Source organism: Enterocloster clostridioformis (genome assembly GCF_020297485.1).
Classification (GTDB): domain Bacteria; phylum Bacillota; class Clostridia; order Lachnospirales; family Lachnospiraceae; genus Enterocloster; species Enterocloster clostridioformis.
In genome coordinates, this window is the sequence record NZ_JAIWZC010000001.1 from 4722513 (window position 1) to 4747241 (window position 24729).

Sequence of the window (24729 nt, forward strand, 5' to 3'; positions counted from 1 at the left end):
GTGAGATTGCATGAAAAACGCAGAAACAATATGGTAATTTGGTTAGAGATCCATAGGGCGGATGCCCCGCATAAAGGGTCGTGACAGACCGTGAACAGGAGGTTTTACAATGCCAAAAGCAGCCCTGCATAACCTGGGATGCAAAGTAAACGCTTATGAGACGGAGGCCATGAAACAGCAGCTGGCGGAGCGCGGTTATGAAATCGTGCCCTTTGACCAGAAGGCTGACGTCTATATTATCAATACATGCTCCGTGACCAATATCGCGGACCGCAAATCCCGCCAGATGCTCCACCGTGCAAAGAAGCTGAATCCGGAGGCTGTGGTGGTGGCGGCGGGCTGTTATGTCCAGGTGGCGTCCGATGCCCTGAAGGAAGACAGCAGCGTGGATATCATTATCGGCAATAACAATAAGGCGCGTCTGGCGGATATACTGGAAGAATATATGAGGGACAGGCAGGGAAATGAGGAAGGCTATGTGCTGGATATTGCCCGGGATCAGGAGTATGAGGAGCTTCATGTAAGCCGCCTGGGAGAACACACCAGGGCCTTTATCAAGGTCCAGGACGGCTGTAATCAATTCTGCAGCTACTGCATCATCCCATATGCCAGAGGCAGGGTCAGAAGCCGGAAGCCGGAGGACGTGGTGGCTGAGGTGGAAGGACTGGTGGCCCGGGGATACAGGGAAGTGGTGCTGACAGGCATTCATTTAAGCTCCTACGGAACGGAGCATATGGAAGGAAGCCCGGTAAAGGGCGGCGACTGGGACAGCGGCCCGCTTTGGGATTTGATAGAGCGGATTCACCGGGTGGAGGGATTAAAGCGCATCCGTCTGGGCTCCCTGGAACCCAGAATCATCACCGAGGAATTTGCCGGGAAGCTGGCCGGCCTGCCGGAATTCTGTCCTCATTTCCACCTCTCCCTCCAAAGCGGCTGCGACGCCACGTTAAAACGGATGAACCGCCATTATACCACGGAGGATTATCTCAGACGCTGCGGCATACTCAGGGAGACCTTTGACCATCCGGCCATTACCACGGATGTGATTGCCGGTTTTCCGGGAGAGACAGAGGAGGAGTTTGAGAGCACCAGAAGGTTTCTGGAGACCGTGCGCTTTTATGAGATGCATGTTTTTAAATACTCCAAACGCCAGGGTACCAAGGCGGCTGTCATGAAGGACCAGGTTTCGGAGCAGGTAAAGGCGCGGCGCAGTGACGTGCTGCTGGAACTGGAAAGAACCATGTCCCGTGAGTACAGGGAGCGTTTTGTGGGGAGCCGGATATCGGTCCTGTTTGAGGAAGAGACTGAGATTGGGGGAAAATGGTATATGATAGGCCGCACCCCTCAGTATGTCAGGGCAGCCCTGCCGCTGGAGGATGGAATGGACAGGGAGCAGCTGGCCGGGGGCATCATGGAGCTTTCTGCTTCCGGCCTTTTGAATGATGAGATTTTAAAGGTAGAATTTTCTTAAAAAAAGGAACATATTTCCGAAAAGACGGAAAGATTGTGCGACATTTTACAGAAACATGACAATAATTAGAAAAAATTAAGAAAATAATCTATTGCCGAATAGCAAAATATAATGTAGAATAGAGAAGAATACTTAAAGGACGTGATGACATGGGCAATATAAAAGATACTCAATATTTTCAAGCTGTTCAGGACAAAAAGATAGAAGTAAGCGACGTACTGGAGCAGGTATATATTGCCTTGACTGAAAAGGGGTATAATCCCGTGAACCAGATCGTGGGTTATATCATGTCTGGGGACCCGACTTATATTACCAGCCATAAAGGCGCCAGAAGTCTTATCATGAAGGTTGAACGGGATGAGATTCTGGAGGAACTGATGGCTGTGTATATTGATGCCCGTCTGAAATAAGAACTGTTTCAGACTGGTTCCGGGGCAATCTGCAGGGGCGCTCCAGGGGCATCCGGCCCGCCACGGGCAGGCAGGATATGCGGCGTGAATAACAGAAGGCCCGGGAAAGGGCCTTCACAGTAATGTACGGATGGATATGAGTGGGATGCATTCAGTTGGCCATAGGCCAGCTGCTTTTATGGTGCATTCCGATTTTTTGCGTTTACCGGAGGAATTGAATATGAGGATAATGGGTCTGGATTTTGGCTCGAAAACAGTTGGGGTGGCAGTCTGCGATCCTTTAGGTATCACTGCCCAGACAGTGGAAACAATCACCAGGGCCAGCGAGAATAAGATGCGTCAGACCCTTGCGCGGATTGAGCAATTAATTGGTGAATTCGAGATTGAATGCATTGTTCTTGGTTATCCTAAGAATATGAACAATACAGTGGGCGAGCGCGGGGAGAAGACCCGGGAGTTTAAAGCGGCCCTGGAACGGCGTACCGGTCTTGAGGTCATTCTCTGGGACGAGCGTCTCACCACAGTGGCGGCAGAGCGGGTTCTGATTGAAAGCGGAGTGCGCAGGGAAAACAGAAAGAAAAGCGTGGACCAGATTGCGGCAGCCATGATTCTGCAGGGATATCTGGACAGCCTGCAGCATATTTAGGATGTAATTGGGACATGGAGAAAACAGCCGGTCCCCTCAGGCGGGACAGACAGGCGCCGGGAGAGAAGAAATGGAAGAAAAGACGAGAGAAAATATGATTACCATGGTGACGGATTCAGGGGAATCCGTGGATTTTTATGTGCTGGAAGAAACAAGGATAAATGCAAGGAGTTATCTGCTTGTGACAGACGCACCGGAAGGTGAGGACGGAGAGTGCTATATCCTTAAGGATATGTCAGGACAGCAGGACGCTGAGGCCGTGTATGAGTTTGTGGAAGACGACAGCGAACTGGACGCACTGATGAAAGTGTTTGAAGAACTGTTAAGCGATGCAGATGTGGACCTTGAGAAATAGATAGAAAGAAAGATTGGAGGAATCAATTTGAATTTAGAAGAAAAAGAGAATACGGCAGAGGCAGCTGCACAGGTAACGATTCAGGCCGTACAGGAAAACAATGTCCAGGAGGCCGGCGTCCGGGAGACGGCAGGAACAGCGGCCCCACAGGAGCAGCCTGCCAAAAAGCCCCAGAACAGGAGACCGGCCCGGAAAAAGACCGCTTCCAAGGAACAGGGAGGAAATGGGGAAGCCCAGAAAAATCCGGGCTCCAGACAGGGACAGGCAAAGAGCAGGACCGGACAAAAGGGAGAGGCCCAGACCGGAACCGCTGCCAGTAAGTCCAAGGACAGCACCGGCGCAAGGACCTCCAAGGGAACCGGCAGCCCAAAGGCATCCAGAAATTCAGGGGAGTCCAAGGCGGCCAGAAATTCCGGCGAATCAAAGGCGCTTCCCGCGCCGGCCAGGCAGAAGGGACGGGACGGAAGAAAGGATGGAAGGGGCAAGCTGAAAATCATTCCGTTAGGCGGTCTTGAGCAGATTGGAATGAACATCACTGCCTTTGAGTATGAGGACAGCATCATTGTGGTGGACTGCGGACTGGCCTTCCCGGGGGACGACATGCTGGGCATTGACCTGGTAATACCGGATGTGACCTACTTAAAGCAGAACATTGACAAGGTGAAGGGCTTCGTCATTACCCATGGCCATGAGGACCATATCGGCGCCCTGCCTTATATCCTGCAGCAGGTCAATGTGCCTGTATACGGCACAAAGCTGACCATTGCCCTGATTGAGCATAAGCTGGAGGAGCACCGCCTCTTAAAGAACACCAAACGCAAGGTGATGAAGCACGGACAGTCCGTGAACCTGGGATGTTTCAGAGTGGAATTCGTGAAGACAAACCACAGCATCCAGGACGCATCCGCCCTGGCCATATTTACGCCGGTGGGAACCGTGCTGCACACAGGAGACTTTAAGATTGACTATACGCCGGTGTTTGGGGATCCCATTGACCTGCAGCGCTTTGCGGAGCTGGGCAAGAAGGGCGTGCTGGCCCTGATGGCAGACAGCACCAATGCCATCCGTCCCGGATTCACCATGTCCGAGCGTACCGTGGGAAAGACATTTGACGCCATATTCGCGGAGCACCAGAACAGGCGCATCATCGTTGCCACCTTTGCCTCCAATGTGGACAGGGTTCAGCAGGTGGTGAACACTGCGTATAAATACGGCCGCAAGGTTGTGGTGGAAGGCCGCAGCATGGTGACGATCATGGATATTGCCAGCAAGCTGGGATATATCAACGTGCCGGAGGGAACCCTCATCGACATTGAACATCTGAAAAACTACCCGCCGGAGTCAACGGTGCTTATTACCACGGGAAGCCAGGGCGAGTCCATGGCCGCCCTTTCCAGGATGGCCGCCAGCATTCACAAGAAGGTATCCATTGTGCCGGGAGACGTGGTGGTGCTGAGCTCCACACCTATTCCCGGCAATGAAAAGGCAGTGGCCAATGTGGTGAACGAGCTGTCCATGAAGGGCGCCGAGGTAATCTGCCAGGATACCCACGTTTCAGGACATGCCTGCCAGGAGGACCTGAAGCTGATTTATTCTCTGGTGCATCCCAAGTTCTCCATCCCTATCCATGGCGAGTACCGCCACCGTATGGCCCAGAGGGAGCTGGCCCAGTTCATGGGCGTACAGAAGGAAAATGCTGTCATGGTTAACTCCGGCGACGTGGTCGCCCTGGACGGGGACAGCTGCGAGGTGATAGACCATGTTGCCTGCGGAGGCATCTTCGTGGACGGCCTTGGCGTGGGCGATGTGGGCAATATTGTATTACGGGATAGACAAAACCTTGCACAAAATGGTATTATTGTAGTAGTATTGACCTTAGAGAAGCACAGCAACCAGCTGCTTGCGGGTCCGGATATCGTGTCCAGAGGCTTTGTGTATGTGCGGGAATCCGAGGATTTGCTGGAGGAAGCCCACACCATTGTGTATGACGCGGTGCAGGACTGCCTGGACCGCCATGTCAGCGACTGGGGTAAGATAAAGAATATCATTAAAGACAGTTTAAGTGACTTTTTGTGGAAGCGCATGAAGCGCAATCCCATGATTCTGCCGATTATCATGGAGGTATAACAGATACCGGACCGGCGTGCTGCCGCGCAGGCAGCGGATCCGGTCCGGGATACCGCGGTCATGAAGACGCCGGGCAGGATAAGAGGAATGGATTATGAGCAATAGGACAAGGGAAATCAACAAAATCACAACCACCATAATCAGCATATCCGTGAAGCTCATGGTATATGCCCTGATTATCCTGCTGCTGTATGAGGCGGTTGCCAGGGGCTATGCCTTTGGCCATGAGATATTCTTTGCCGAGGCAGTGGATGAGGCCCCCGGACAGGATATGGTAGTCCGGATTGATTCAAAGGAATCCGTGTCTGACGCAGCGCAGCTTCTTGCGCATAAGGGGCTTATTAAAAGCGAGTTTGCCTTTATTTTCCAGAGCAGGTTCTATGACTATGAGACAATCTATCCGGGCACCTATACCCTTAATACATCCATGACGTCCAAGGAAATTCTCCAGCTGCTCAATGAGAAGCCGGAAACCGAAGACAGCGCGAAACCGGCCCAGTCCGGAGGTGCCAAAGCAGCCGAGGCCAAGACTGCCCAGGGCAGGACATCTGAGGGGGAAAATGGGGACAGCGCCGCTTCCGGCCAGGAGACATCCCCGGAGACCGCAGCTGCATCCGAAGACGGTGCAGCCGCGGCTGCTGAGACGGATGCGGGTGTACCGGCTGACGCGGCGCCCGGGTCTCAGGCAGGGACTGACGCCATTGACGCCCAGGAGGTCCAGGCCAATGAGCAGACCTATGAAGGCGAGGACCAGGAGATGGAAGGCGGATGGATTGAGGACGCGGCAGAGGATGGAACCCAATGATTGTAAATGACAGGATTACGGATTATATACATTCCCTGGAATCCAGCCAGGGCAGCCTGCTGGATTCCATAGAACAGGAAGCCTTAAGGGACCGGGTACCCATCATACGCAGGGAAACAGCAGCCCTTCTGCGAACCCTGGTGGCGGCCCTCAGGCCGTCGCGTATACTGGAGATAGGAACGGCCGTGGGATACTCGTCCCTTCTCATGTGCCGTGTGATGCCGGAAGATTGCCGCATCACCACCATTGAGAAGTATGAAAAGCGGATCCCCGAGGCCCTGGAACATTTTGAAAAAGCCGGCGAGGAAGGGCGAATTACCCTTCTGGCAGGGGATGCAGATGATCTGCTGGCCGGACTTAAGGGCCAGATCTTTGACCTGGTGTTTATGGATGCCGCCAAAGGCCAGTATCTGCACTGGCTGCCCATGATTCTGGAGCTGATGCCTGACGGGGGAGTCCTCATATCAGACAATGTTCTCCAGGACGGGGATATCGTGGAATCCAGATTTGCAGTGGAGCGCAGGAACAGGACCATCCACAGCAGGATGCGGCGGTATCTGTATGAGCTGAAGCACAGGAAGGGGCTGGAGACAGCCATCATCCCCATAGGGGACGGAGTTGCTGTCAGCACCAAATATACGGAGAGAGTGGAATGAGGAAGACAGAATTGCTGATACCGGCTGGAAGCCTGGACGTGCTGAAAACAGCCGTTGTTTACGGGGCAGACGCCGTATATATCGGAGGAGAGGCCTTTGGCCTGCGGGCCAAGGCCCATAATTTTTCCAATGAAGAGATGAAACAAGGAATTGCCTTTGCCCATGCGCGCGGGGTCAAAGTCTATGTGACGGCCAATATATTGGCTCATAACGGAGACCTGCCGGGGGTGGAGGCTTATTTTGAAGAGATGAGGGATGTGGCGCCGGATGCGCTCATCATATCCGATCCGGGTGTGTTCGCCATTGCCAGAAGAGTTCTTCCCCACATGGAGATCCATATAAGCACCCAGGCCAACAACACCAATTACGGGACCTATCTGTTCTGGCATGGACTGGGGGCAAGGCGGGTGGTGTCCGCAAGGGAGTTGTCTCTGGCGGAAATCCGGGAAATCCGGGACCGCATTCCCCAGGATATGCAGATAGAGAGCTTTATCCACGGCGCCATGTGCATTTCCTATTCCGGCAGATGCCTTCTGAGCAATTATTTCGTGGGAAGGGATGCCAACCAGGGTGCCTGCACCCATCCCTGCCGCTGGAAATATTCCCTTGTGGAGGAGACCAGGCCGGGAGAGTACATGCCTGTATATGAAAATGAGCGGGGCACCTACATCTTTAACTCCAAGGACCTGTGCATGGTGGAGTATATACCGGAGATGATGGATGCCGGAATCGACAGTTTCAAGATAGAGGGAAGGATGAAGACAGCCCTCTACGTGGCCACTGTCACCAGAGCCTACCGCAGGGCCATTGACGACTATTTAAAGGATCCGGCCGTGTACAGGGAGAATCTGGAGTGGTACAGGGAAGAGATAGGAAAATGCACCAACCGCAGGTTCACCACCGGCTTTTACTTCGGAAAGCCCACTGCGGATGACCACATATATGACAGCAGCACTTATGTGAAGAGCTACACTTACCTGGGAACCGTGGAAGAGACGGACAGCCTGGGCCGGTGCAGGACCCAACAGAAAAATAAATTTTCGGTTGGGGAGACCATCGAGGTCATGAAGCCCGACGGACAGAACCTTACAGTGACAGTGGAGTCTATGACAGACGAAGAGGGCAATGCGCAGGAGAGCGCTCCCCATCCAAAGCAGACTCTGTGGGTAAAGCTGTCGTCAGATGTGTCTGCTTATGATATCCTGCGCAGAAAAGAAGAGACAGAGGATTAGATAAATCCGGGGATTAGAGGAAACTGAGGATTGGACCGTCCGGAATTCGGGAGGAAGAAGCTGCGCCTGAGCCGTGCAGGCTCTGGCAGACAGGAGGTGCCTTGGTATGTTAGATGGAGTACTCATTGGGCTGGCAGTGCTTTGTGTCGTTTATTTCATAATCATAGTTGTGTATGCGGGCATAAGCACCTCATTTGCCTTCATATGGCTGTTTTTCGCGGCCCTGCTTGTATTTCTGGTATATGGAAGGTGGTATTATGCCAGGAACATGGAACGGATTCCCCGCTGGGTGCCGGTGTCGGTGGTTACCACCTGTATTGCAGGGGTGGCTGTGCTGGGAATCCTCTGTGTTCTGGTGTTTCTGGGGGCAGCCACGCCGGGTAAGGCCAACCTGGATTATGTGATTGTGCTGGGGGCCAGGGTCAAAGAACACACGGTCAGCAATTCCCTGAAAAAGCGTCTGGACAGGGCCATTGTCTATGCGGAGGAAAATCCGTACACCATCCTGGTGCTCTCCGGCGGCAAGGGACCGGGGGAAACAGACAGCGAGGCCCAGGTCATGTATGATTATCTGGTATACAACGGTGTAAGTCCCAGGCAGCTGCTGATGGAGTCCTATTCCACCAGCACGGTTGAAAACATTGCTTACAGCAAGATTGTCATAGAGCAGGACCGGTTGAAGGACAAGAAGGAAATCGTCCCCATGCCTGGAAAGGCAGGCTCGGTTCCCTATGCCATTGCGCCGGATAAGCCGCTGGAGATAGGGGTCCTCACCAGTAATTTTCATATTTACCGTGCCAGGCTCACAGCGGAAAAATGGGGATTTGACAACGTATACGGCATATCTGCGGATTCTGATCCGGTTCTGTTTATCCATCTGTGCGTGAGAGAGTGTGCTTCCATTGTGAAGGACAGGCTCATGGGGAATATGTGAGGGCGCTGTGTATGGGCAGTGGGAAAAATGGCAGAATAGTAGTTAGTATGATATGACTGAATGAACGATAGAATGGAGAGATTAAAGCTATGGCAGATGGAAGGAATCTGGAAAAGGTAAAAGAGCTGGCCGCTTACCGCGTGTCAGAGGAGATGTACGTGGAGGAAATGGACTCCAGGGCCATGGTGCTGGAACACATAAAAAGCGGCGCCAGGATATTCCTGATGTCCAATGAGGATGAGAACAAGGTGTTCTATATCGGTTTCCGTACACCGCCCGATGACAGTACGGGACTTCCCCATATACTGGAACACAGTGTGCTGGAAGGGTCGGATAAGTTTCCGGTTAAGGATCCCTTTGTGGAGCTGGTAAAAGGTTCGCTGAACACGTTCCTGAATGCCATGACTTATCCGGATAAAACCGTCTACCCTGTTGCCAGCTGCAATGACAAGGATTTTCAGAATCTGATGGACGTGTATCTGGACGGCGTTCTCCACCCGGCTATTTACAGGGAGCCAAAGATATTCCTTCAGGAGGGATGGCATTATGAACTGGAGTCACCGGAGGATGAGCTGACCATCAACGGTGTTGTCTATAATGAGATGAAGGGCGCTTTTTCGTCACCGGAAAGCGTTCTGGACCGTTTTACCAGAAATGTGCTTTTTCCGGATACCACCTACTCCAATGAATCGGGGGGAGACCCTGCTGTGATTCCGCAACTCACTTATGAAAAGTTCATTGCCTTCCACAGGAATTACTACCATCCGGCCAACAGCTATATCTATCTCTACGGAGACATGGATATGGCACAGAAGCTTACATGGCTGGACCAGGAATATCTGGGACATTATGACAGAAAGGACTGCCACGCGGACTCCGCCATAGCCATGCAGCAGCCCTTTGAACAGCCGGTCCAGAGAGAAATCACCTACTCTGTCACGGAGGAGGAAGGGACAAAGGACAGGACCTATCTTTCCATCAGCACTGTGGTGGGGACGGATTTGGAACCGGTACTTTATGTGGCCTTTCAGATTTTGGAATATACGCTGATTAACGCGCCGGGCGCAACCTTAAAGCAGGCATTGATTGATGCGGGCATCGGGCAGGATATCCTGGGAGGCTATGACTGCGGGATTCTGCAGCCGTATTTTTCCATTATTGCAAAGAATGCCAACCCGGAGCAGAAGGGAGAATTCCTTGCGGTTGTAAAGGGGACCCTGCGAAGGCTGGCCGACCAGGGGATTGACAGGAAGAGTCTGCTGGCCGGACTGAATCTCTATGAGTTCCGTTACCGCGAGGCGGACTACGGCTCTGCTCCCAAGGGCCTTATGTACGGTCTGTGGTCCCTGGACAGCTGGCTGTACGGCGGAAAGCCCACCCTCCATCTGGAATACCAGAAAACCTTTGACTATCTGAAAAAGGCAGTGGAGGAAGGGTATTTTGAACAGCTGATACACCGGTACCTTCTGGATAATCCCCATGAGGCGGTCATCACAGTGCGCCCCAGGGTGAACCAGACAGCTGAGGAGGACCGCAATCTGGCTGAAAAGCTGAAGGCATATAAGGAGTCCCTTGGCAGGGAGGAGCTGGAGACCCTGGCTGCCCGGACCAGACAGTTAAAGGAGTATCAGGAGGAACCGTCACGGCAGGAGGACCTGGAAAAAATTCCTATGCTGCAAAGGGAGGATATTGAACGGGAAGGCGGACGCTTTTCCTATGAGATCAAGGCGGAGGACGGAGCGACAGTCATCCACAGCAACCTGTTTACCTCCGGAATCGGATATCTGAAGGTGCTGTTTGACACCAGCCGGGTGCCGGCGGAGGATCTGCCTTATGTGGGACTTCTGAAGGCAGTGCTGGGATATGTGGATACGGAGCATTACAGCTATGGGGATCTGACCAGTGAGATTTATCTCAACAGCGGAGGCGTGAGCTTTGCGGTGTCATCTTATCCGGATACGGCGCATCCCGGACAATTTACGGGAGCGTTTGTTGCCAGCGCAAAGGTGCTGTACCATAAACTGGACTTTGCTTTCTCCATTCTGTCGGAGATTCTTACCCGATCCAAGCTGGATGATGAAAAGCGCCTGGGAGAGATTCTGGACGAAACCAGGTCAAGGGCCAGGATGAAGATGGAGGATGCTTTCCACGGTGCGGCGGTTGGCAGGGCTTCGTCCTATTTCTCCGCGTCAGCTGCCTTTAATGATATCACAGGCGGAATCGGATATTATCAATTTCTGGAGGATGTCAGCCGCAGGTTCGCGGAGGATGTCTCCTACAGAGGGCAATTGATTGCCAGGCTTAAGGATGTGTGCTCCCGCCTGTTCACGTCGGATAACCTGCTGGTGGCATATACGGCCGACGCAGAAGGCTACAGCCGGCTGCCCGCGGAGCTTAAGATCTTCCGGTCAGTGCTGGGACAGGGAGACGGAAAAACCTATGAATTTGAGTTCAGTCCGGATAACCGGGGTGAGGGCTTTAAGACAGCGTCCCAGGTAAATTATGTGGCCAGATGCGGCAGCTTTGCGGGAAAGGAAGCCGGAGGAAGAAAACTGGAATACACAGGGGCGCTGAGAGTCTTAAAGGTTATCATGAACTATGAATATCTGTGGATGAACCTGCGTGTAAAGGGCGGGGCTTACGGCTGCATGAGCAGCTTCAGCCGCACCGGCGACGGATGCCTGGTATCTTACAGGGATCCCAACCTGGAGGCAACCAACCAGGTGTATGAAGGAATTCCGGATTATCTGAGGAATTTCTCCATTGACGAGAGGGACATGACAAAGTATGTTATCGGCACCATGAGCGATGTGGATGCGCCTCTTACGCCTTCCCTGAAGGGTTCCAGGAATTTGTCGGCCTATCTTTCCTGCGTGACGGACGAGATGGTGCAGAAGGAACGGGAGCAGATTCTGGATGTGACCCAGGAGGATATAAAGGCGCTGGCTGACATTGTGCAGGCTGTGCTGGACACCAAAGCGCTGTGCGTGATTGGCAATGACGAGCAGATTCGTGTCCAGAAGGGCATGTTCGGTGAGGTGAAGAACCTTTACCACTAATTTTAAGGAAGAGAGAGTTAAATGGAAGAGAATATACAGAAGAAATCGGGCTTTGTCACGCTGATTGGACGTCCCAATGTGGGAAAGTCCACTCTGATGAACCACTTAATTGGACAGAAAATTGCAATCACCTCTGATAAGCCCCAGACGACCAGGAACAGGGTACAGACCGTGTACACAGATGACAGGGGACAGATTATCTTTTTAGACACACCCGGCATTCATAAGGCCAAGAATAAGCTGGGCGAATATATGGTGAATGTGGCTGAGCACACTCTGAAGGAAGTGGACGTGATACTCTGGCTGGTGGAGCCTGCCACCTTCATCGGCGCAGGCGAGCGTCATATAGCGGAGCAGCTCAAGAATGTAAAGACCCCGGTCATTCTGGTAATCAACAAGATTGATACGGTAAAGAACCAGGATGAAATTCTCACCTTTATCGCGGCCTACAAAGATGTCTGCGATTTTGCGGAAATCGTGCCTCTTTCTGCACTGAAGGACAAGAATACGGATCTGCTGACAGAGCTGATCTTTAAATACCTGCCGTACGGCCCGCAGTTCTATGATGAGGACACGGTGACGGATCAGCCCATGCGGCAGATTGCCTCTGAACTCATTCGCGAGAAGGCGCTGCGCCTTTTGGATGATGAGATTCCCCATGGCATCGCAGTGACCATTGAGAAGATGAAGGAGCGCAGGGGCGGCCTGATTGACATTGAGGCCAGCATTGTATGTGAGAGAGAATCTCACAAGGGCATCATTATTGGCAAGGGCGGCAGTATGCTGAAGCGTATCGGCATAGAGGCCAGGAAAGAGATTGAAAGCATGATGGACACGCAGGTAAACCTGCAGCTGTGGGTCAAGGTAAGAAAGGAATGGCGGGACAACGAGCTGTATCTGAAGAATTACGGCTATAATCAAAAAGAAGTATGAGAAAAAATCTCATTCATAAGTGCAGATAACTGTTGGCTTTACAACGCTGACGGTGGAAAAACCACAGGGATTTGGCAGAAGGTCGGATGGAAATGCTGAGAGGAGGGGAAAACTGGAAATGAGAGAGACAGTAACACTGACTGGTATGGTTCTCCTTTCGGCTCCCTCCGGGGATTATGACAGGCGTCTGGTGCTGCTTACAAGGGAGAGGGGAAAGATTACGGCATTCTCCCATGGCGCCAGGAAGCAGGGCAATCCTCTGATGGCGGCCAGCAGGCCTTTTTGCTTTGGAAACTTCAGCCTTTATGAGGGCAGGAATGCCTACAATCTCCAGTCAGCCCAGATTACCAATTACTTTGACGGGCTGTCCACAGACATGGAGGCAGCCTGCTACGGTTCCTATTTTCTGGAGACCGCGGCTTATTTTGCTCAGGAAAATCTGGACGGCACAGAGCTGTTAAAGCTCCTGTACCAGTCCCTCAGGGCTCTTTTGCGTCCTGCCCTACCCAACCGGCTGGTGCGCAGGATTTTCGAGCTAAAGAGCATGGTAATCAACGGGGAATACACCCAGGACCCTCCGGTTCCTGTCTCGGATTCCTGTCATTATGCCTGGGAGTATGTCATCTGCTCACCGTCCGAATCCCTTTATAAGTTTTGCCTGAAGGAAGAGGTGCTGAAGGAATTCGAGTCTGTTGTGGAAAAAAGCAGACGGTATTTTGTGCGCCATGAGTTCCGTTCTTTGGAAATTTTGGAAACCCTGACAGCATAAAATCCGTCATAAGGCTTGAAATTATGGTATTCAGAGGATATAATATGTCCATATGCCCGGTACGGCGGCAAAGAAGTATGAGGAAGGAACAGTTATGAAGAAGATTGTGAAGGGGATTCTGCTGCTGGCAGCGGCGGCTGCCATGGTTACGGGATGCTCCAGGATAGGTATGGGGGGAGATGCAGAACCTACTGAGAACAGCGTCTATGTGGCGGACGACGGCAGCGTCAGGTGGGCTTCGGTGGAGACTTACCAGCAGGGCGACTATACGGAGGATGAGCTGAAGACACGGGCCGGACAGAAAATCAGTGATTTTAACAGCGGGCTGGGAAAGGCTGCTTCCTATGAGAACTCGGAAGGCTCCGGGAAACTTCCGGTGGCCATGGTTTCAGCCAGGATTGGAAACGGAACAGCCATATTGGTTACGGAATATGACACTCCGGGCCGCCTCATTGAATTTGCTCAGGAGATTGGGGATTATAATGTGTCATTTACCCAGCTGGACACAGGCAGGGTGGCTGCTATGTCCGGTGAACTTAAGGATGCGTCCTTTAAGGATGAGAAGGGGAAGGCAGTGGACCAGGAGACAGCCCTTAAGGAAGGACAGAACCTGGTAGTCAAGGCCACAGGGCAGGGCGTCATCGTGACGGAGAAAAAAATCCAGTATGTAAGCGATGGCTGTGTCCTGAAGGATTCCAACCGGGTGCAGACGTCCGGCGAGGGAACCAGTTACATCATATTAAAGTAATTCTTATAATTTAATTTATATTAAATCTATAATTATTAAGAAGAGAGGATGCAGATATGGAAAAGACAATGGAGAAAATCGTGGCATTGGCCAAGAACAGGGGCTTTGTGTATCCAGGTTCTGAGATTTACGGCGGCCTGGCCAATACCTGGGATTACGGCAACCTGGGTGTGGAACTGAAAAATAATGTAAAGAGAGCCTGGTGGCAGAAGTTCATCATGGAGAGCCCCTACAACGTAGGCGTTGACTGTGCTATTCTGATGAATTCCCAGACATGGGTTGCCAGCGGACATCTGGGCGGATTCTCTGACCCACTGATGGACTGTAAGCAGTGTAAGGAAAGATTCCGCGCGGACAAACTGATTGAGGACTACAACGATGCCCATGGAATCCAGATGGAAGGCTCTGTTGACGGCTGGTCACAGGAACAGATGAAACAGTACATTGATGACAACAACATCTGCTGTCCAAGCTGCGGCGCCCATGACTTTACGGATATCCGTCAGTTTAACCTGATGTTCAAGACATTCCAGGGTGTAACAGAGGATGCCAAGAGCACGGTTTATCTGCGTCCCGAGACTGCCCAGGGTATTTTCGTAAACTTTAAGAACGTCCAGAGAACTTCCAGAAAGAAAGTGCCCTTCGGTATCGGACAGATCGGCAAGTCCTTCCGCAACGAGATTACGCCCGGCAACTTTACATTCCGTACCAGGGAGTTTGAGCAGATGGAGCTGGAGTTCTTCTGCAAGCCTGACACAGACCTGGAGTGGTTTGCTTACTGGAAGGAATTCTGCATTAACTGGTTAAGGTCATTAGGCATCAAGGATGATGAGCTGAGGGCCAGGGATCACTCTCCTGAGGAGCTGAGCTTCTACAGCAAGGCAACCACGGACCTGGAGTACCTGTTCCCCTTTGGCTGGGGCGAGCTTTGGGGCATTGCCGACAGGACTGATTATGACTTGAGCCAGCACCAGAAGGTGTCCGGACAGGATATGTCCTACTTTGACGATGAGACAAAGGAGAGATACATTCCTTATGTTATCGAACCTTCACTGGGAGCTGACCGCGTGACGCTGGCATTCCTGTGCGCGGCTTATGACGAGGAGGAAATCGGGGAAGGCGATGTAAGAACTGTCCTTCATTTCCATCCGGCCATTGCCCCTGTAAAGGTAGGCGTGCTTCCTCTGTCCAAGAAACTGAATGAAGGCGCTGAGAAGATTTACACCGAGCTTTCCAAGTATTTCAACTGTGAGTTTGACGACAGGGGTAACATTGGTAAGAGATATAGGAGACAGGATGAAATCGGTACTCCATTCTGTATTACCTATGACTTCGACTCAGAAGAAGACCATGCCGTAACGGTCCGTGACAGGGATACCATGGAGCAGGTAAGGGTTCCGATTGCTGAGTTAAAGGATTACTTTGCTGAGAAGTTTATGTTTTAAAAGATAAATGGAAGCTGCATTGAAATGCAGAAGAAAAAACCTCCGCGGTTCCGGTAAGGAACTGCGGGGGTTTTGTAATTGAATTCGTTTAATCTGATTTGATTCCATATAATTTGACTCCATTAATTTGACTTCATTACCTGGCCGATGGCTTCGCCCATCCGTACCCTGGTTTCCACATCCAGGGCCGTGTTGCGCATGATATTCCTGTCAATGGTAACGGTATGAGGCTGGAAGAGCAGCAGGATGGAGGAACCGCCAAAGGCAAAGTAGCCTTTTTCCTGACCGCGGAACACATCAATGCTGGTATAAGCCTTGTGATGGTTTACAATTTTCCCCACCATAAGAGCTCCAATCTCCATCATCAGCACTGTGCCGAAGGAACCGGAGCGCAGCAGGGAATACTCTCTTGAGTTTTCCTTATAGACGGGACGGCGGCAGGCTGCCGCCGGATTGACTGTGTGGAGCACACCGGGAATACGGCGGTAAGAGGAGCGCCGTCCGCGGTCCACATAGGCATAGCGGTGGTAATCTGATACAGTGAGCCTTAAGAGAAGGGCAGTGCCGCCGGTGTAGCGGACAGCCAGGCCTGAGTCTCTTAAAAGCTGGTCCAGCGTATATTCAGTGTGTTTGATAGTGATGCGCATGTTCTTATGGATGGGATAGACGCTTGCAAATCCGTCGCAGGGGCTGCACAATATATGGTCCCTGGCGTCAAAGGGTCTTGCTTGCGGCAGCATCCTGCGGGTAAAGAAGGCGTTAAAGGAGCGGTATCTTCCGCCTGCAGGTGTTTCGCAGCCCTCTGTGGAGATACCCGCAGACTTCATGAAGCCGGGAATGAAGGGCGCTGACAATGGAGAGTCCAGAAAAGCGCCGCAGATTTTGGAAACAGCCGGATGGACCAGCGGTTTTATGAGCATTCGTCCCAGAAAACTGGCGTATAAATCCTCCAGGAAGCGGTCCTGGAGGGTGCTGCCGCCCAGGGAACGGCCGGTTCTGTCTGCATATTGCATGGAATCACACCTTTCTTTATTATCAGAAGAAATATATCTTAATCAGTGCGCAGGATACAATGGCGACCAGAAGGGTCAGCATTTTCCATCCGGGTTTGCGCAGCGGGAAATTAATGATGAACAGCAGTCCCACTGTGAGGATGCAGATGTGAAGCTCTGACAGGAACCTGTGGCCCAGCAGGGGGCGCAGGGTGCAGAACAGGGGCAGAATAATGGCTATGGAGGTGATGGGAAGTCCCTGATAGTACTTGCGCGCTTCATCAGTCTCTTCCTGCCGCTTTTCCTCCATGACATTAAAAAATGCCAGACGGATGACACCTGCAATCAGATAGAATACCAGGATGGAGATGCCTGCCGGTCCCCGCATGCCGATGGAATAGCACAGTATCATGGGAAAAGCCCCAAAACAGACCACATCACAGAGAGAATCAATCTGGATTCCGAAGCGTTTTTCATCTTCAGTGCGGTCCTTTTTCATACGGGCCACCTTGCCGTCGAACATGTCGCACAGACCGGAGAACGCCAGACAGAACAAAGCGTATTTTGCAAATCCCTGGAAGGTGAGAATCATGCCTATGGCCGAGGAAGCCAGTCCCAAATATGTCAATACAACCGTGTAGCTGTAAAATCCTATCATAAAAACTCTCATTCCTTTCGCTTCGCTTAGGCACAAAACAGTTATGAAATAGCAAGTTTGTGCTTCCACTATTTTATTTTTGATGTTAAACTCTCCTCAGACAGATACACTACAGAGCACGGAGGAGGAAGTAGAATCGGTTCCTCCATTTGGGATCAAGTCCGCATAAAAACATGTGTCGGCTGTCTTCTCAAGCACAAACCAGTGACGCCTTGAGCTCGTAACCTAATCATTGTCAAAGCAATTCCTTAGGTCTTTCTTTGCTGGACAGCCAGTCAATGTCTGTCTATTTTACTTAGGAGGGCTGTTTTATGTTATCTATCAAACACTTTGTCTGCTGTGGCATGGACGTTCACAAGAAATTTGTTGTCGCTACCATTGCTCTGACAGACTACAGGGGCGTTACTTCTTATGTTAAAAAGCGGTTCGCCACCTTCAATTCCGATCTTAATTCTTTGAAAAAATGGCTTCTTTCTTTCAATTGCACTGAGATCTGCCTCGAATCCACTGGTAAATACTGGATTCCAATTTTTAATATCCTGGAGGATTCCTGTCACGTTGTCGTTGCTAACCCCAAGTATGTCAGGGCTATCAAAGGACAGAAAACCGATGACAAAGACTCCGCCTGGATTGCGGATCTGTTTAAATTTGATATTGTTCCTTCCAGTTATATCCCCTGTAAGGAAATTCGCATGCTTCGGGAATTGTTCCGATACCGGCAGAAACTGATTGGCCACCGCAGCAGTGAGAAAAACCGGTTACAGAATGCTCTTACGGTTTCCAACATTGCCCTTGCATCCGTCCTCTCAGATACCTTTGGAAAATCAGCGACCGCCATCGTTGACTATATCCTGACCTGTGAGGTATTTGACCCCGAATACTGTAAATCCCTGCTTCTTAAAAAAGCAAAGGACAAGGCAGATGATGTTGTAACCTCCATAATCGGTTATGAACTGCGCCGTGACCAATCCGTTAAGATTAAGGTCTGCAGAAAGCATTTCGATGAAATCAATGAGTGCGTCTCCACTCTCGAAGAAACGATTTCCGACCTGGCTAAACCTTACCATAAATTTATCGAATTGGCTACTACAATTCCTGGAATTACAGAGCAGTCTGCCACCTTTATCATTGCTGAAATCGGGGTGGATATGGCGGTATTCAAATCCTCAAAACGTTTGTGCTCCTGGGCTGGGCTGGCTCCTGAAAATAACGAAAGTGCCGGTAAAAAGAAGAGCGTCCATGTTTCAAGAGCCGGGGTGTACTTAAAGCCTCTGCTGGTTCAGTGTGCAAATGCTGCCATCAAGAGTAAAAACCCTTACTTCAGATACAAATATGACCGTATAAAAAAACGTCGTGGTCATAAACGGGCAATCATTGCCATTGCACGCATGGTGTTGACTTGCATTTACCACATGTTCCAAAAGCAGGAGGTATTTAATCCTGCCGATACGGATTATTCCGCTATTCCTGAAGAAATGTACCGGAAATTTCAGGAACAGTATGACAGAAATGCCATCAAACGTTTAGAGAAACGAGGCTATATGATTACTCCTCCTGCTATGGCCTGATACCCTTTATTCCATAGGATCCTTTGGGGCGGCAGTTTACTGGTGCTCTTGTTAAGTTACGATTTTTTTTGATTTTTTCTTTCAACCTATATAACCCCAATCATTCGTCCTTTTGGTCCTTGCTTTATAAGGACAATATTATTATTATATCAGAAATCCAGGAGGAAACAAGGAAAAACAGGACTTTTGTTCATAAAATTTAGAAACCTTTTATAAACGAATATTAGTTATTGTGATATACTAGCAATAACGGATGACAGACTGTCTTTGTTTCCGGACGGAAGCGAGTACTGCATTGTATATGAAGCTTATACGATGCAGTACTCATAATGTCAGACCGTATCATAACAAAGGAGGATGGGGCTTATGAAACTGAGGACCCGTCTTGCGGTGGCGTTTTTAACCATAACCATCGTTCCCATGCTGCTGTTTTATCTGCTGGTCCTTGCACTCAGCAATTATCAGACCAGGTCTTTCACCAAGGAATACGGACTTACGGAGCAGGTGGACCTGTTCTCAGGCAATTCCATGCAGATATTTAACCGTATTACCAAGCGCTCCCAGGAGGACATCAGGAATATACTGGACAATGATCCGGGGCGCTACAATGATTTATCATATCTGGATAAGGTCAACGCTGAACTGAAAAGCCATTATGCATATCTGATCGTGCGAAAGGGCGATACTATCCTATACTGCGGTGACAGCAATAAAGACGCGGGGGAAGCCATATGCGCCCAGCTGCCCCGGTTTGATATGATGAAGGGCGATTTACAGGGCGGCATCTATCTGGACGGCGAGAGCCAGCACCTGATTAAGCAGATGGATTTCACCTTTCCGGACGGCCAGGAGGGAAGCGCTTTCATTATTTCCAATGTGGATGACCTGATACCGGAAGTAAAATCCATGATAAGGGAAATGCTTATACTGGGAATCACCATTCTGGTGTTTGCGGGCATTGTGCTGACATTCTGGGTATACCGGTCCATTCTCAGTCCGCTGAACAAGCTTCAGGAGGCTACGAAGAAGATTCGTGACGGAAACCTGGATTTCACACTGGATGTGGACGCGGATGATGAGATAGGCCAGCTGTGCCAGGATTTTGAGGAGATGCGTATCCGGCTGAAGGAGAACGCGGAAGACAAGATACAGTATGACAAGGATAATAAGGAACTGATTAGCAATATTTCCCACGATTTGAAAACACCGATTACGGCTATCAAGGGATATGTGGAAGGCATACTGGACGGTGTGGCGTCTTCGCCGGAAAAGCTGGACAAATACATCCGTACCATATACAATAAGTCTAATGATATGGACAGGCTGATTGACGAGCTGACCTTTTATTCCAAAATCGATACTAATAAGATTCCCTATACCTTCAGCAAGATCAACGTGGCCCAGTATTTCCGGGACTGTGTGGAGGAGGTTGGCCTGGATATGGAAGCCAGAGGGATTGAGCTGGGATATTTCAATTATGTGGATGAAGACGTGGTCATCATTGCCGATGCGGAGCAGATGAAGCGCGTTATGAATAATATTATCAGTAATTCCGTGAAATATCTGGATAAGAAAAAGGGTATTATCAATATTAGGATAAAGGACGTAGGAGATTTTATCCAGGTTGAAATAGAGGATAATGGCAAAGGCATAGCGGCAAAGGACCTGCCCAATATTTTTGACCGGTTCTACCGTACGGACTCCTCCCGCAATTCAGCTCAGGGAGGAAGCGGTATAGGTTTATCCATCGTGCGCAAGATTGTGGAGGACCACGGGGGACGTATATGGGCCACCAGCAAGGAAGGAATCGGAACGGAGATTCATTTTGTTCTAAGAAAATATCAGGAGGTTTTACAGGATGAGCAAGATTCTAATCGTGGAAGATGAGGAGAGCATAGCGGAGTTGGAGAAGGATTATCTGGAGCTGTCCGGCTTTGAGGTAGAGATTGAAAATGACGGAAGCTCCGGCCTGGATAAGGCGCTGACGGAAGACTATGATCTTTTGATTCTGGATCTGATGCTGCCCGGTACGGATGGATTTGAGATATGTAAAAGAGTGCGGGAAGTAAAGAACACGCCCATCATTATGGTTTCAGCCAAAAAAGAGGACATTGACAAAATCCGCGGTCTGGGTCTGGGGGCAGATGATTATATCACCAAGCCATTCAGCCCAAGCGAGATGGTGGCCAGGGTGAAGGCGCACATGGCCAGGTATGAGCGCCTCATTGGCAGCGGACAGCCGGCCAATGAGCTGATTGAAATCCGCGGTCTGAAGATTGACAAGACGGCCCGGCGCGTGTGGGTCAACGGGGAGGAGAAAACCTTTACCACAAAGGAATTTGACCTTCTGACCTTCCTGGCCCAGAACCCTAACCATGTGTTTACCAAAGAGGAGCTGTTCAGCAGGATATGGGATATGGAGTCCATTGGGGACATTGCCACTGTAACGGTGCATATTAAGAAGATCCGCGAGAAGATAGAGTTTAACACGGCCAAACCGCAGTATATCGAAACGATATGGGGGGTTGGGTACCGGTTTAAGGTGTGATATTGACGTTAAGCTTGATTTGGTGTAGAATATTTTAGCAGGAAGTTAAGTATGTCCATTTGGACACAAAGCGAAATCCCGTGTATGCCAGTACACGGGATTTCTTTTTGGGCTGTATTTATGATTTCAGTCCGGCTGTTTTAAGGTCTCATGAAACAGGCCCGTGTCCTAAAAACCTGTAAGAGCTTACATGAGTGAAACGGAAGCCAATCCGGTTCGGCTTTTTGCACGATGCAGGGCTATCCGAAAAGTTATGTACATACAACACTGCTGGTTCGCATATACGATTAAGCAACGGATATGTGAAAATGACAGAAAATGAAAGTACTTACAGCGATTTTACCTTAAAATTTAACAAATTTTCACGGAAAAACTCTTTACTCGCGAAAACTTTGTGATATAATGAACGAGGTGGACGGACAAGACATGTATATTTGTTCCGTTCAGAATGAGAGGCATAAAACAGAGCGTAGAATGCCAGTCTACAAGAACATGAGGAGGAATTAACTTATGGCAAAATGGGTTTATAAGTTCCACGAAGGCAGTGCGGCAATGAGAAACCTTCTTGGCGGCAAGGGCTGCAACTTAGCAGAGATGACAAACCTGGGAATGCCCATTCCACAGGGATTTACTGTTACAACAGAGGCTTGTACCGAATATTATAACTGTGGCAAGCAGATTTCACAGGAAATTCAGGACCAGATTTTTGAGGCCATTACCTGGCTGGAAGGTATCAATGGCAAGAAGTTTGGTGATACAGAGGATCCGTTACTGGTTTCCGTACGTTCCGGCGCACGTGCATCCATGCCTGGTATGATGGATACAATCCTGAACCTGGGATTAAACGATGTTGCAGTCGAGGGATTTGCAAAGAAGACCGGCAACCCAAGATTTGCTTACGATTCCTACCGCAGATTCATCCAGATGTATTCTGACGTTGTTATGGAAGTTCCAAAGTCCTATTTCGAGAAAATCATCGATGAGATGAAAGAAGCAAAGGGCGTACATTTTGATACAGATCTGACTGCTGATGATTTAAAAGAGCTGGCAGCAAAATTCAAGGCTGTTTACAAGGATGCCATGAATGGCGAGGAATTCCCGCAGAATCCTACCGAACAGCTGATGGGCGCTGTTAAGGCTGTGTTCCGTTCCTGGGACAACCCACGTGCCATCGTATACCGCCGTATGAACGATATCCCTGGCGACTGGGGTACTGCTGTTAACGTTCAGACCATGGTATTCGGAAATAAGGGCGAGACCTCCGGTACAGGTGTTGCGTTTACACGTAACCCATCCACCGGTGCAAAGGGAATCTACGGCGAGTACCTGATTAACGCACAGGGCGAGGACGTGGTTGCAGGTGTCCGTACACCACAGCCAATCTCCAAACTGGCAGAGGACCTTCCGGAGTGCTATAAGGAATTTATGGATCTGGCTATAAAGCTGGAGAACCATTTCCGCGATATGCAGGATATGGAGTTTACCATTGAGGAAGGCAAGCTGTACTTCTTACAGACACGTAACGGCAAGAGGACTGCTCCGGCAGCCATCCAGATTGCCTGCGATTTAGTAGATGAAGGCATGATTACCCCGGAAGAGGCTGTATGCAGAATCGAGGCTAAGTCCTTAGACCAGCTGCTGCATCCCACCTTTGTTCCGGAAGCACTGAAGGCCGGCGAAGTAATCGGAAGCGCGCTTCCTGCATCTCCTGGCGCTGCAGCCGGCAAGGTGTACTTTACAGCTGACGAGGCTAAGGATGCCGGCAAGGGCGGCAGAGGCGAGAGAGTTATCCTGGTTCGTCTGGAGACATCCCCAGAGGATATTGAGGGCATGCACGCAGCACAGGGTATCCTGACTGTCCGCGGCGGTATGACCAGCCATGCAGCAGTTGTTGCACGTGGCATGGGAACCTGCTGTGTATCCGGCTGCGGCGAGATTAAGATTGACGAAGAGGCTAAGGTATTTGAACTTGGCGGACATACATTCCATGAGGGGGATTACATTTCCCTGGATGGTTCTACAGGAAAGATCTACAAGGGCGACATCGCTACACAGGAAGCTACTGTAAGCGGTAACTTTGAGCGCATCATGAAGTGGGCTGACCAGTTCAGAACCCTGCGTGTACGCACCAACGCAGATACCCCTGCAGATACCCTGAACGCGGTTAAGCTGGGCGCCGAGGGTATCGGTCTCTGCCGTACAGAGCATATGTTCTTTGAAGCAGAGAGAATTCCGAAGATTCGTAAGATGATTCTGTCCGAGACAGTTGAGCAGAGAGAAGAAGCATTAAACGAGCTGATTCCATTCCAGAAGGGCGACTTCAAGGCCATGTACAAGGCTCTGGAGGGAAGACCTATGACCATTCGTTACCTGGATCCGCCTCTGCATGAGTTTGTTCCCACCGATCCGGAGGACATCAAGGCTCTGGCTGATGATATGGGAATGACAGTTGAGGCTGTTAACGCCAAGTGTGCTGAACTCCATGAGTTCAACCCAATGATGGGTCACCGTGGATGCCGTCTGGCTGTTACTTATCCGGAAATCGCTAAGATGCAGACAAGGGCTGTCATGGAAGCTGCAATCGAGGTTAAGGAAGAGTGCGGATATGACATTGTTCCTGAGATTATGATTCCATTAGTTGGCGAGAAGAAAGAGCTTAAGTACGTCAAGGACGTAGTGGTTGAGACTGCTGAACTGGTTAAGAAGGAGATGAACTCCGATATCCAATACCACATTGGTACCATGATTGAGATTCCGAGAGCAGCCCTGACTGCTGACAAGGTTGCAGAAGAAGCGGACTTCTTCTCATTCGGAACCAATGACCTTACACAGATGACCTTCGGCTTCTCACGTGACGATGCCGGCAAGTTCCTGGATTCCTACTACAAGGCTAAGATTTACGAGTCTGACCCATTTGCAAGACTGGATCAGGAAGGTGTTGGACAGCTGGTTAAGATGGCTGTTGAGAAGGGACGTTCCACAAAGGCAGACCTGAAGTGCGGTATCTGCGGCGAGCACGGCGGAGATCCTTCATCTGTAGAGTTCTGCCACAAGATTGGACTGAACTATGTATCCTGTTCTCCATTCCGCGTTCCGATTGCACGTCTGGCAGCTGCACAGGCGGCATTAAACAATAAGTAAGCGGCCGTTTGTTCGGTTGAAAAGTATACTTGATTATTAAGAAGTGTTTGATATAATAAAATCAGGCAAAAGAAATCAGATGTCCATGTGGGCACAAAACGAAAACCCCAGAGCAGCTACGCTGGGGTTTTCTTTTGATGTCATTGGCAAATATAGAGCCAGCGCCCAGGAGGTCGGAGGCGGAACTGGACATGGTAGCGGAGATGATCCCGGCAAACAGCAGGCCGCAGCT

The 24729-nt window shown here is 50.4% G+C and carries 20 protein-coding genes; 18 read left to right on the plus strand and 2 right to left on the minus strand.

Annotation, left to right across the window (positions count from 1 at the left end):
• Window positions 1-109: 109 nt before the first annotated feature.
• From mtaB to LA360_RS23675, 14 genes are all read left to right on the plus strand, one after another.
• The gene (gene mtaB / locus LA360_RS23610; RefSeq protein WP_057571474.1) at window positions 110-1471 is read left to right on the plus strand and encodes a tRNA (N(6)-L-threonylcarbamoyladenosine(37)-C(2))-methylthiotransferase MtaB; all 1362 of its coding nucleotides are present in this window, start codon (window positions 110-112) and stop codon (window positions 1469-1471) included.
• Window positions 1472-1620: 149 nt separating this feature from the next.
• The gene (locus LA360_RS23615) at window positions 1621-1881 is read left to right on the plus strand and encodes an IreB family regulatory phosphoprotein (RefSeq protein ID WP_002567796.1); all 261 of its coding nucleotides are present in this window, start codon (window positions 1621-1623) and stop codon (window positions 1879-1881) included.
• A 220-nt stretch (window positions 1882-2101) separates the two neighbouring features.
• Entirely contained in the window at window positions 2102-2527 is a 426-nt protein-coding gene (ruvX, locus tag LA360_RS23620) for a Holliday junction resolvase RuvX (protein ID WP_002586221.1), read from the plus strand.
• 70 nt (window positions 2528-2597) lie between these two features.
• On the plus strand, window positions 2598-2882 hold the full coding sequence (locus LA360_RS23625) for a DUF1292 domain-containing protein (RefSeq protein ID WP_002586222.1): 285 nt from the start codon (window positions 2598-2600) through the stop codon (window positions 2880-2882).
• Window positions 2883-2909: 27 nt separating this feature from the next.
• Window positions 2910-5009, plus strand: a complete 2100-nt coding sequence (locus LA360_RS23630; RefSeq protein WP_022200294.1) for a ribonuclease J — start codon at window positions 2910-2912, stop codon at window positions 5007-5009.
• 94 nt (window positions 5010-5103) lie between these two features.
• Complete coding sequence (locus tag LA360_RS23635) at window positions 5104-5814, plus strand: endolytic transglycosylase MltG (protein WP_022200295.1); 711 nt, start codon at window positions 5104-5106, stop codon at window positions 5812-5814.
• Entirely contained in the window at window positions 5811-6470 is a 660-nt protein-coding gene (locus LA360_RS23640) for an O-methyltransferase (protein ID WP_022200296.1), read from the plus strand. The genes LA360_RS23635 and LA360_RS23640 overlap by 4 nt, the downstream gene beginning before the upstream one ends.
• Window positions 6467-7702, plus strand: coding sequence for a peptidase U32 family protein (locus tag LA360_RS23645; RefSeq protein ID WP_022200297.1), 1236 nt, complete (start codon window positions 6467-6469; stop codon window positions 7700-7702). Before LA360_RS23640 ends, LA360_RS23645 begins: the two co-directional genes overlap by 4 nt.
• A gap of 106 nt (window positions 7703-7808) precedes the next feature.
• Window positions 7809-8636 carry a YdcF family protein gene (locus LA360_RS23650; protein WP_002593285.1) on the plus strand — a complete coding sequence of 276 codons (828 nt, stop codon included), beginning with the start codon at window positions 7809-7811 and terminating at the stop codon, window positions 8634-8636.
• An 89-nt stretch (window positions 8637-8725) separates the two neighbouring features.
• Window positions 8726-11695, plus strand: a complete 2970-nt coding sequence (locus LA360_RS23655; RefSeq protein WP_022200298.1) for an insulinase family protein — start codon at window positions 8726-8728, stop codon at window positions 11693-11695.
• 21 nt (window positions 11696-11716) lie between these two features.
• On the plus strand, window positions 11717-12628 hold the full coding sequence (era, locus tag LA360_RS23660) for a GTPase Era (RefSeq protein WP_022200299.1): 912 nt from the start codon (window positions 11717-11719) through the stop codon (window positions 12626-12628).
• A gap of 118 nt (window positions 12629-12746) precedes the next feature.
• Entirely contained in the window at window positions 12747-13397 is a 651-nt protein-coding gene (recO, locus tag LA360_RS23665; RefSeq protein WP_022200300.1) for a DNA repair protein RecO, read from the plus strand.
• A gap of 94 nt (window positions 13398-13491) precedes the next feature.
• Window positions 13492-14145 carry a hypothetical protein gene (locus tag LA360_RS23670; RefSeq protein ID WP_160116363.1) on the plus strand — a complete coding sequence of 218 codons (654 nt, stop codon included), beginning with the start codon at window positions 13492-13494 and terminating at the stop codon, window positions 14143-14145.
• Between the two features lie 56 nt (window positions 14146-14201).
• A complete protein-coding gene (locus LA360_RS23675; RefSeq protein ID WP_002586232.1) occupies window positions 14202-15590 on the plus strand; it encodes a glycine--tRNA ligase in 1389 nt (462 codons plus the stop codon).
• Window positions 15591-15712: 122 nt separating this feature from the next.
• Here the strand turns inward: LA360_RS23675 and LA360_RS23680 are convergent, their stop codons facing one another.
• Together LA360_RS23680 and LA360_RS23685 are read right to left on the minus strand one after the other, a co-directional pair.
• Entirely contained in the window at window positions 15713-16603 is an 891-nt protein-coding gene (locus LA360_RS23680; RefSeq protein ID WP_022200302.1) for a phosphatidylserine decarboxylase, read from the minus strand.
• Between the two features lie 22 nt (window positions 16604-16625).
• On the minus strand, window positions 16626-17240 hold the full coding sequence (locus LA360_RS23685; protein ID WP_057571469.1) for a CDP-alcohol phosphatidyltransferase family protein: 615 nt from the start codon (window positions 17238-17240) through the stop codon (window positions 16626-16628).
• 311 nt (window positions 17241-17551) lie between these two features.
• On the opposite strand from LA360_RS23685, the gene LA360_RS23690 reads away from it, so the two are divergent.
• From LA360_RS23690 to ppdK, 4 genes are all read left to right on the plus strand, one after another.
• Window positions 17552-18808: an IS110 family RNA-guided transposase gene (locus LA360_RS23690; protein WP_057572861.1), complete on the plus strand. Its 1257-nt coding sequence runs from the start codon at window positions 17552-17554 to the stop codon at window positions 18806-18808.
• A gap of 366 nt (window positions 18809-19174) precedes the next feature.
• Complete coding sequence (locus tag LA360_RS23695; protein WP_022200304.1) at window positions 19175-20695, plus strand: sensor histidine kinase; 1521 nt, start codon at window positions 19175-19177, stop codon at window positions 20693-20695.
• Entirely contained in the window at window positions 20667-21356 is a 690-nt protein-coding gene (locus LA360_RS23700; RefSeq protein WP_022200305.1) for a response regulator transcription factor, read from the plus strand. The genes LA360_RS23695 and LA360_RS23700 overlap by 29 nt, the downstream gene beginning before the upstream one ends.
• A 510-nt stretch (window positions 21357-21866) precedes the next feature.
• Entirely contained in the window at window positions 21867-24497 is a 2631-nt protein-coding gene (gene ppdK / locus LA360_RS23705; RefSeq protein WP_022200306.1) for a pyruvate, phosphate dikinase, read from the plus strand.
• The last annotated feature ends 232 nt before the right edge of the window (window positions 24498-24729 follow it).